The following is an 8,194-nucleotide window of genomic DNA, read 5'->3' as shown; positions in this document are numbered from 1 at the left end:
CGCGCCGGGAGCACCGGCGCGCGCAGGCCGCAGGCATTACTTCATTTCGACGAAGCGGAACGTCGCACCCGACGGGGCGACGGCATCCTGCACGCGCTGCTGATCGGCGGGCGCGCCGACGTAGAGCACGATGACGTCCTTGAACGCACCGGCCTTGGCGTCCTTGAACGCGTCGATGATCAGGTCGCCGGTCAGCTTCGAGTCCGGACCGCCGAACGCGAGCATGTTGCCCGGCAGCACGGTGCGCGCGACGACGGTCTGCACGTTCTGCAGCTGGTTGATGCGCTCGTCCATCGCGGCCTGGTCTTCGCCGCCCGGCACGAAGTAGAGATAGGGACGGCTCGACGTGACGCCGGCCATGTTGCGCTTGACGACGTCGACGAGGTACTGCTTCCAGGCGTTGCGGTCGGTCGCGTTGGTCGGCATCTTCACTTCGACGGCGACCGGCGCGGGCGCCGTTTCTTCCTGCTTCTCGCAAGCGGTCAGGACGACGGAGGACAGGAGCCCGAGAAGGGCGGCTTGCATGAACTTGCGCATGGGGATCACCTGCGTGGAAGGATGAAACGGGTCAATTGCCGCGCCAGCGCTGGCGCAACGCCTGCTGCACTGCCGGATGCACGAAGCCCGACACATCGCCGCCGAGTCGCGCGATTTCGCGGACCAGCGACGAGGAAATGAAGCTGTACTGTTCGGCCGGCGTCAGGAACAGGGTTTCCGCCTGCGGGATCAGATGCCGGTTCATGCTCGCGAGCTGGAATTCATACTCGAAATCCGACACCGCGCGGAGTCCGCGGAGGATCACGCCGGCGCCGATTTCCCGGACGAAATCGGCGAGCAGCACCGAGAATCCGCGAACCTCGACATTCGACAGGCCGGCCAGCGCGAGGCGGGCCAGCGCGATGCGTTCGTCGAGGCTGAAGCACGGCCCCTTGCTGGTGCTGTCGGCGACGCCGACGACGATGTGGTCGAACAGCGGCGCCGCCCGGCTCACGAGGTCGATGTGACCGTTGGTGATCGGATCGAACGTACCGGGATAAACCGCGATGCGGGCCATCACAGAGCTACCAGGGCTGGACTTAACCGTGCAAGCTTAAGCCATGGTCGCGGCGCGGCGATAGAGCGCGGCCGAGACGTCGCCGGCGCGCGTCTGTTTGTGCAATACCCAGTCCGGCGGCAGCGCCGGTGCGGCCGCGACGGGTGCCTCGACGTAGGCCAGCGCACGGCCGCCGAGCAGGCCGGCCTGCTCCAGCCCGGCCGCGGCCGCGCTCCACAGGTCGTTCGCGAACGGCGGGTCGAGGAATACGAGGTCGAAGGTTCCGTCGAGCGTCGCGAACGCATCGAGCGCATCGGCAACGACGACGCGCGCGCGCGCGTCCTGCCGCAGCCGCGCGAGGTTCGCGCGCAGCGCGGCCGCGAGACCCGGGTCGCGCTCGACGAACACCGCCTCGCGCGCGCCGCGCGACAGCGCTTCGAGTCCGAGCGCGCCGGTGCCGGCGAACAGGTCCAGCACGCGCGCACCGCCGACGTGTGCCGCGAGCCAGTTGAACAGGGTTTCACGAACCCGCTCGGGCGTCGGCCTCAGGCCGGGCCGGTCGGGCACCTCGATGCGGGAATTGCGCAAGCTGCCGCCGATGATGCGGATCTTGCCGGGCGCTGCAGGCACGTTGGGTTTCCGGTCGCGATCGCGACGGGGCAGTCGCGGGTCGGTGGTAGCATGGCCGGATATTCTCGTTGAATCCCCCGCCTCATGTTCAAGTTCTGGAAGAAGACGCCGAAGCCGGCCGAAACGCCTGCAGCGGTTCCCGACGCGGCCGACGCCGCCGCTCCGCCCGAACACGCGCTGATTCCCGCCGACGCGACGATTCCGCCGGTCGCTGCCGAGATCGACGCCGCCGCGGCCGAGGCTGAATCGCCGGCCGGCGAACCGGCGTTCGAAGCGGCCGCCTCCGCCGTCGCGATGACCGCCGTCGCCGCCCCCGCGAAGCGGAGCTGGCGCGAACGCCTGTCCGGCAGCGGGTTCGCACGCAGTCTCGGCAGCCTGTTCTCGCGCAAGCCCAAGCTCGACGAAGCGCTGCTCGACGAACTCGAAACCGCGCTGATCACCGCCGATGTCGGCGTCGCGGCCAGCACCGAACTCGTCGAGAACCTGCGCAGACGCCTCAACAAGCGCGAGTTCGAGGATGCCGACCAGCTGCTCGCTGCGCTGCGCCAGGCGCTGGTCCAGCTCGTCGCGCCGATCGAGCGGCCGCTCGCGGTCGACGCCACGCGCAAACCGTTCGTCATGCTCATGGTAGGCGTCAACGGCGTCGGCAAGACGACGACGATCGGCAAGCTCGCGCGGCGCTATCAGCAGCACGGACTGAACATCATGCTGGCCGCCGGCGACACCTTCCGCGCCGCCGCGGTCGAACAGTTGCGGACCTGGGGCGAGCGCAATCAGGTGCCGGTGATCGCGCAGGGCTCGGGATCCGACGCCGCGAGCGTGATCTTCGACGCGCTGCAGTCGGCCCGCTCGCGCGGCGCCGACCTGCTGATCGCCGACACCGCCGGCCGCCTGCACACGCAGGGCGGACTCATGGACGAGCTCGGCAAGATCCGCCGCGTGCTCGCCAAGCTCGATGCGGACGCGCCGCACGAAGTGCTGCTCGTCATCGACGGCACGACGGGCCAGAACGCGGTCAATCAGGTACGCCAGTTCCGCGCCGCGATCGGCGTGACCGGTCTCGTCGTCACGAAGCTCGACGGCACCGCCAAGGGCGGCGTGATCTTCGCGCTGGCCAAGGAATTCGGGCTGCCGGTGCGCTTCGTCGGCCTCGGCGAAAGCCTCGACGACCTGCGCGAATTCGATGCGACCGCATTCGTCGACGGCCTGTTGCCGCCGGCGCTCGGCGCCTGATGCGAAGGGAAAGAAAACGTGAAGGTGGACGTGGCGGCGATTGCTCGCCGCCACGTCCGCTCACGCTTTCCGCCAGGGGGGCCAGCTTGGGCGCGAGCAGTGCCGGGGAACGCTCCATCCTGGGTTGTTCCGACGGCCGCGGCATTATGCCTGCGCCGTGAATATCCATCAATTCACTTTTTGGCATAGATGCGAAAGTCCCGCGCGCTGAAGATTGCAGTTGCGTTGCTGGCCCTGAGTGCCGGCGCCTTCCTGCTGCTGCGCCACTATGCCGAGCCCGGCCGCGTCGCCGCGCTGCTCGCCGAGCAGACGCGCTCGCGGCTCGGCCTCGACCTCGCGTTCACCGGTCCCGCGCGTTATGCGCTGTGGCCGCGTCTGCGCCTCGAACTCGACGACGCGCGCTTCGCGCTGCCCGGCGAGACCGCGCCGCTGCTCGCGGTCGAACGCGTCGACGTCAGCCTGCCCTGGAGCAGCCTGTTCGATTCGCGCCTCGTCATCGAAGAACTGCTGCTGACGAGACCGCAGCTCGAACTCGACGCACTGCAGCGCTGGCTCGCCGCCGGCGACGACACCGCGGCGGTTCCGGATCTCAGTCTGCACCTGCGCATCGACGGCGCCGTGCTGACGCGCGGCGGCAAGCCGTTCGCGCGCGGCATCGACTTCGCCGGCGACATGGACGCGCAGCGCCTGCAACGCTGGTGGTACGAACTCGTGCAGGCGGCGCCGAACGCGAGCGCGCTGCCGCCGCTGCCCGGCAGCGCGCAGATCGAGACGATCGAACTCGACGGCGTGCGCCTCGACGGCATTCGCGTCGAATCCGGACCGGCCCAATGAGCGCAGCGGCGGTCCCGAACACGCATTTCGCGCCGGCGCTGCTGGACTGGTACGACCGGCACGGCCGCAAGCAGTTGCCGTGGCAGACGCCGCGCACGCCGTATCGCGTCTGGCTCTCGGAAATCATGCTGCAGCAGACACAGGTCGCGACCGTCATCGGTTACTTCCGGCGTTTCGTCGACACGCTGCCCGACCTCCCGGCGCTCGCCGCGGCGCCGGTCGATCAGGTGCTCGGACTCTGGTCGGGACTCGGCTACTACAGTCGCGCGCGCAATCTGCACAAGGCCGCGAAGCTCTGCGTCGAGCGTCACGGAGGCGAGCTGCCGCACGACTTCGACGCGCTCGCCGCACTACCCGGCATCGGCCGTTCCACCGCGGGCGCGATACTCGCGCAGGCCTTCGGGCAGCGCCGCGCGATTCTCGACGGCAACGTCAAGCGCGTGCTGAGCCGCTATCACGGCGTCGACGGCTGGCCCGGCGCGACGGCGACCGCGCGCACGCTGTGGCAGCACGCCGAGGACAACACGCCCGACGCGCGCGTGGCGGACTACACGCAGGCCATCATGGATCTCGGCGCGACGCTCTGCGTGCGCAGCAGGCCGCGTTGCGGCGTGTGTCCCGTATCCGGCGGCTGCATTGCGCTGCGCGAACGGCGCACGGCCGAACTGCCGGCGCGGAAGCCCGCGAAGACGAGTCCCACGCGCGCGACCTGCATGCTGATCCTGCGCGACGACGCCGGCCGCGTCCTGCTGCAGCGGCGCCCGAGTACCGGCGTCTGGGCGGAACTCTGGAGCCTGCCCGAAGCGAGCGATGTCGACGCCGCGGAGCACACGGCGCGCCGAGCCGGCGCGCGCATCGACCACGCGCGCACACTTGACAGTTTCGTACACGTGTTCAGCCACTATCGGCTCGCGGTCACGCCGCTGCTCGCGCGCGCCGTGCCGCTGCCGCGCGCGGCCGACGGCGACGGCCTGCGCTGGTATACAGCCGACGAATACACACAGCTCGGCCTGCCCGCGCCGGTCCGCCGGCTGCTGCAGTCCCTGCCCGACTGATCATCGACGCACCACCGGAGATTCCATGAGCCGCACCGTTCACTGCATCAAGCTCGGCCGCGAAGCCGAAGGGCTCGCGTTCGCTCCCTGGCCCGGCGAACTCGGCAAGCGCCTGTTCGACTCGGTGTCGAAGGAAGCGTGGGGCCAATGGCTCGCGCACCAGACCATGCTGATCAACGAAAACCGGCTGTCGCCGCTCGACCCGAAGCATCGGGCCTTCCTGCAGGCCGAGGTCGAGAAGTACTTCTTCGGCGAAGGGTCGGCCAAGCCGGCGGGGTATGTGGAGCCTGAGGGCTGAGAAGCCGGGAATCGTAAGGGCGCGTCTCGGCACGCCGCCTCGCCGACGCGCTATTTATACGTTTCTGCAATTTCCCCGATTCGACGCACATGCCGGCGACCTGCCGCCACGCTGCCGAACAGGCCGCGCTTCACGCCGGCCAATACCTTCAATGTTTCGCCGCGCAGCACGGGCAGTTTCGCGAACCGGCCGAAACCGATATCGCGCAGCCGGCCGGCCCAGTCGAGTTCCGACTGGAACAGCGGCGTCAGCCAGCGGCTCACGAACTGATAGATCGCGACGTGGCTGCGGCGCTCGCGGTCGTAGCGCCGCAGCGCCGCCGGGACGCCGGCGCATTCCTCCACGGCCTGCGCGAGCGCCGCGGCATCGAGCAGCGCCATGTTCGCGCCCTGCCCGAGTTGCGGGCTCATCGCGTGCGCCGCGTCGCCGAGCCAGGCGACGCGGCCGTCGTGGAAGCGGCGCAGGATCGCATCGCGGTACTGCGCCGGCATGAGCTGGCGCACGTCGGTCACGCTGTCGAGCAGCGGCGCGACGTCCGGCCAGAAACTGACGACGTCCGCACGCCAGGCGTCGACGCCGCGCGCGAGCGCGGCATCGAGTTCGCGTACGGGCAGGCTCCAGAAAAATCCGATCTTGCGTTCCGCAGCACTTTCACGCGGCAGTACGCCGACCGGCACGAGACCTGCCATGCGCCGAGGACCGTCATAGCGCTGCAGCAGCTGCGCCTGGAAGCGTCGCTGCGGATCGGCGCACAAAGTCCACAATGCGCCCCAGGCATACGGCCGGTCGCGGCGCGTCAGCGCGGCGGGACGCAGTGCGCTGGCCGCACCGCCGCAGACGAGCACCAGATCGTAAGGCCCATGGCGACGCCCGGCGTCGTCGCGCAGTTCGCCGCGCTGCGCGTCGATGTCGACGATGGCCGTGCCGGCATGGAGATGCCGCTCGACCGACGCGTCGCGCAGCAGTTCGAACAATGCGCCGCGCTGTATGCCCAGCCCGCATCCGAGGCCCAGGTGCGCGTAGTCCATGTCGATGACGCGGCGCCCCGAGACGGTGTCGCCGCACAGACGCTGCACCGGCTCGCCGCAGGCGAGCGCCGCATTGCGCAGACCGAGTTCGTCGAGCACGGCAAGACCGGTCGGCTGCAGCAACAGCCCCGCACCGACGGGTCGCGGCCGCGGCGCGCGTTCGAACAGATCGAGCCGGTGCCCCGGCCGCTGCAGCAGCCTCGCGGCCGCCTGCCCCGCCGTGCCGTATCCGACGATCGCTATGTCCACGCGCCGCACGCCTCCGTTTCCTGCGAGCGAGGCTAGCAAACGCTCCTGCGACCGACGGTCGCGGCGACGAAACGCCGCAGGTCATTTGGTTTCGCGTTTTTCCTTGCGCGCGGCACGTACAGCCTTGTCGTCGACCGGCTGGATCGACGCGATGTTGCAGCGATCACCGCCGGCGACCACGTGATCGAATTTCGCGCTGACGCGATGATTGGTGGAACTCAGCCCTACGGCCTTGGCCCAGGGCAGATCGGTGCACGGCGGCAGCACCTTGATGAGCCAGGCCTTGTTGACGCCGGTCCAGACCACGACGGCTTCGTTGCCGAGCGCTTCGTAGCTCTGCAGACGCCAGAACGGCATGTCCTTGACGGGTTCGCCGGCGAAGCGCTCGTACTCGGCGAGGCGTTCGCGCTCGCTGTCGGTCATGGCCTGCGCCGGCAGGACGGCGGCGAGTGCGAGCAGCGCCGCCGCGACGGTCGGAATTCGGTTCGACATGGGAAATCTCCGGTGAGGGTTTCGTCTCCGAGATGGGGACGAGCCCAGGGCGCTCCAGGGTCGCAGGAGCTTCGCAGATTCCGATGACGCGCGTTCAGCCCGCCGCCGTCCGTGGCAGCGTAAGCCGGATTCAGCCGCGGACCACGCCGAACGCGTCCTCGACCTGCTCGCGCTCGAAGTCGGACAGCTTGTCCGCGACGCGCAGCGCGCGTTCGCGCACCGACGCGTCGTCGCGCATGCGCCGCGCGACTTCGACCAGCACTTCGCGGCATTCGAAGTCCGAACCGATGCCGGAAGCCGCATCGAGCACGGCCAGCGCACCCTCGCGGCCGAGCGAGCCGGCGCGCAGCAGCGCGACCAGCGCTTCGCGACGCTCGAAGTCCGAGCCGAGCCGCTTGGCTGCCTGCGTATAGCGCGCCGCGACCGCGTTCGCGTCGTCGGCCTTTTCGGCGATGCCGCTCAGCAGTTCGCGCAGTTCGAAATCCGAGCCGATGCCGTCGCCGGCGTCGATGATCTCGAGCAGCGCCGCATCACCGCGCGCGACGCGCAGCATCTTCTCGAGGCTGCGGCGGCGTTCGTAGTCCGAGCCGATCGCCGCGGCCGCGGCGAGCCAGGCGCCGCGCAGCTCATCGTCACCGGCGACGCGCATCGCGCTGTCGGCGAGCAGCTCGGCGCGTTCGTAGTCCGAGCCGATATCGGCCACGGCGGCGATGACCGCACGCAGCTGCGGCTTGCCGAGCTGCTGGCTCGCGAGCGCGGCGGCCAGCGCCTGGCGCTTCTCGTAGTCCGAACCGATCTTCCCGATCTGCCGCAGCGCGCGATCGAGTTCGCCGTCGGTGAGCTTGCGCGTACGCAGCAGTTCGCCGAGATAGCGGCCCCGCGCGTAGTCCGAGATGATCAACTCGACTTCGGCGAGCACGGCATCGTTGCCGCCGCGCGCGACGAGACGCGCGACGCGGCCTTCGACGTCGATCGCGGCTTCGCGCAGCAGCTGCGGCACGATGCGCGCGATCCACGCAGTCGCGTCGGCGTCGAGCGGCTGCTCCTTGCCGTTGAACCAGTAGCGCGCGGTAATCGCCGTACCGGAGCCGCGGTATTCGACCTTGCGCGTCTCGCCGCGGACCGATTCCTCCCACGACACCTGCGCACCGTCTCCGAGCGAGGCAATGCCGTTGTCGTCGCCGTTGAACACGACCTTGCCGCGGGAACGGTAGCTCAGCTTGCGGCCGGTCTCGCCGATCGTGATGTCGAGATTGTCGTTTTCGCTGTGGATCGAGGTGCACGTTCCGAACAGCACGCGGCATCCGCGCGAAGGCGCCGCCGGAGCGGCCGGCGCAGCGGG

General features: G+C 69.6%; 10 protein-coding genes. 4 read left to right on the top strand and 6 right to left on the bottom strand.

Annotated features, from left to right (window positions below):
• Positions 1-36: 36 nt before the first annotated feature.
• The 3 genes from VLF18_RS06000 to rsmD are packed head-to-tail and all read right to left on the bottom strand — an operon-like array spanning position 37 to position 1,663.
• Positions 37-525, bottom strand: coding sequence for a hypothetical protein (locus tag VLF18_RS06000; RefSeq protein ID WP_325278709.1), 489 nt, complete (start codon positions 523-525; stop codon positions 37-39).
• Positions 526-568: 43 nt separating this feature from the next.
• Positions 569-1,054 (bottom strand): pantetheine-phosphate adenylyltransferase, encoded by a 486-nt coding sequence (gene coaD, locus VLF18_RS05995; RefSeq protein ID WP_325278708.1) that lies wholly within the window; start codon positions 1,052-1,054, stop codon positions 569-571.
• Between the two features lie 36 nt (positions 1,055-1,090).
• Positions 1,091-1,663: a 16S rRNA (guanine(966)-N(2))-methyltransferase RsmD gene (gene rsmD / locus VLF18_RS05990; RefSeq protein WP_325278707.1), complete on the bottom strand. Its 573-nt coding sequence runs from the start codon at positions 1,661-1,663 to the stop codon at positions 1,091-1,093.
• An 84-nt stretch (positions 1,664-1,747) separates the two neighbouring features.
• Between rsmD and ftsY the strand changes: the two genes are divergently transcribed.
• From ftsY to VLF18_RS05970, 4 genes are all read left to right on the top strand, one after another.
• Complete coding sequence (gene ftsY / locus VLF18_RS05985) at positions 1,748-2,896, top strand: signal recognition particle-docking protein FtsY (protein ID WP_325278706.1); 1,149 nt, start codon at positions 1,748-1,750, stop codon at positions 2,894-2,896.
• A gap of 189 nt (positions 2,897-3,085) precedes the next feature.
• The gene (locus VLF18_RS05980) at positions 3,086-3,730 is read left to right on the top strand and encodes an AsmA family protein (RefSeq protein WP_325278705.1); all 645 of its coding nucleotides are present in this window, start codon (positions 3,086-3,088) and stop codon (positions 3,728-3,730) included.
• Positions 3,727-4,785 (top strand): A/G-specific adenine glycosylase, encoded by a 1,059-nt coding sequence (mutY, locus tag VLF18_RS05975; protein ID WP_325278704.1) that lies wholly within the window; start codon positions 3,727-3,729, stop codon positions 4,783-4,785. Before VLF18_RS05980 ends, mutY begins: the two co-directional genes overlap by 4 nt.
• A gap of 25 nt (positions 4,786-4,810) precedes the next feature.
• Positions 4,811-5,083 carry an oxidative damage protection protein gene (locus VLF18_RS05970; protein WP_325278703.1) on the top strand — a complete coding sequence of 91 codons (273 nt, stop codon included), beginning with the start codon at positions 4,811-4,813 and terminating at the stop codon, positions 5,081-5,083.
• 50 nt (positions 5,084-5,133) lie between these two features.
• Here VLF18_RS05970 and VLF18_RS05965 read toward each other — a convergent pair whose 3' ends face one another.
• The 3 genes from VLF18_RS05965 to VLF18_RS05955 all read right to left on the bottom strand — a co-directional run.
• The gene (locus tag VLF18_RS05965; protein WP_325278702.1) at positions 5,134-6,360 is read right to left on the bottom strand and encodes an NAD(P)/FAD-dependent oxidoreductase; all 1,227 of its coding nucleotides are present in this window, start codon (positions 6,358-6,360) and stop codon (positions 5,134-5,136) included.
• Between the two features lie 81 nt (positions 6,361-6,441).
• The gene (locus tag VLF18_RS05960; RefSeq protein ID WP_325278701.1) at positions 6,442-6,852 is read right to left on the bottom strand and encodes a DUF6491 family protein; all 411 of its coding nucleotides are present in this window, start codon (positions 6,850-6,852) and stop codon (positions 6,442-6,444) included.
• 130 nt (positions 6,853-6,982) lie between these two features.
• Positions 6,983-8,194 (bottom strand): hypothetical protein (locus tag VLF18_RS05955; protein ID WP_325278700.1); only part of this gene is annotated, 1,212 nt, incomplete at its 5' end.

Origin of the sequence: Tahibacter sp. (genome assembly GCF_035481375.1) — a bacterium.
Classification (GTDB): Bacteria; Pseudomonadota; Gammaproteobacteria; order Xanthomonadales; family Rhodanobacteraceae; genus Tahibacter.
Note: the sequence above shows the minus strand (reverse complement) of the source record. Positions and strands in the feature narration are given on the sequence as shown.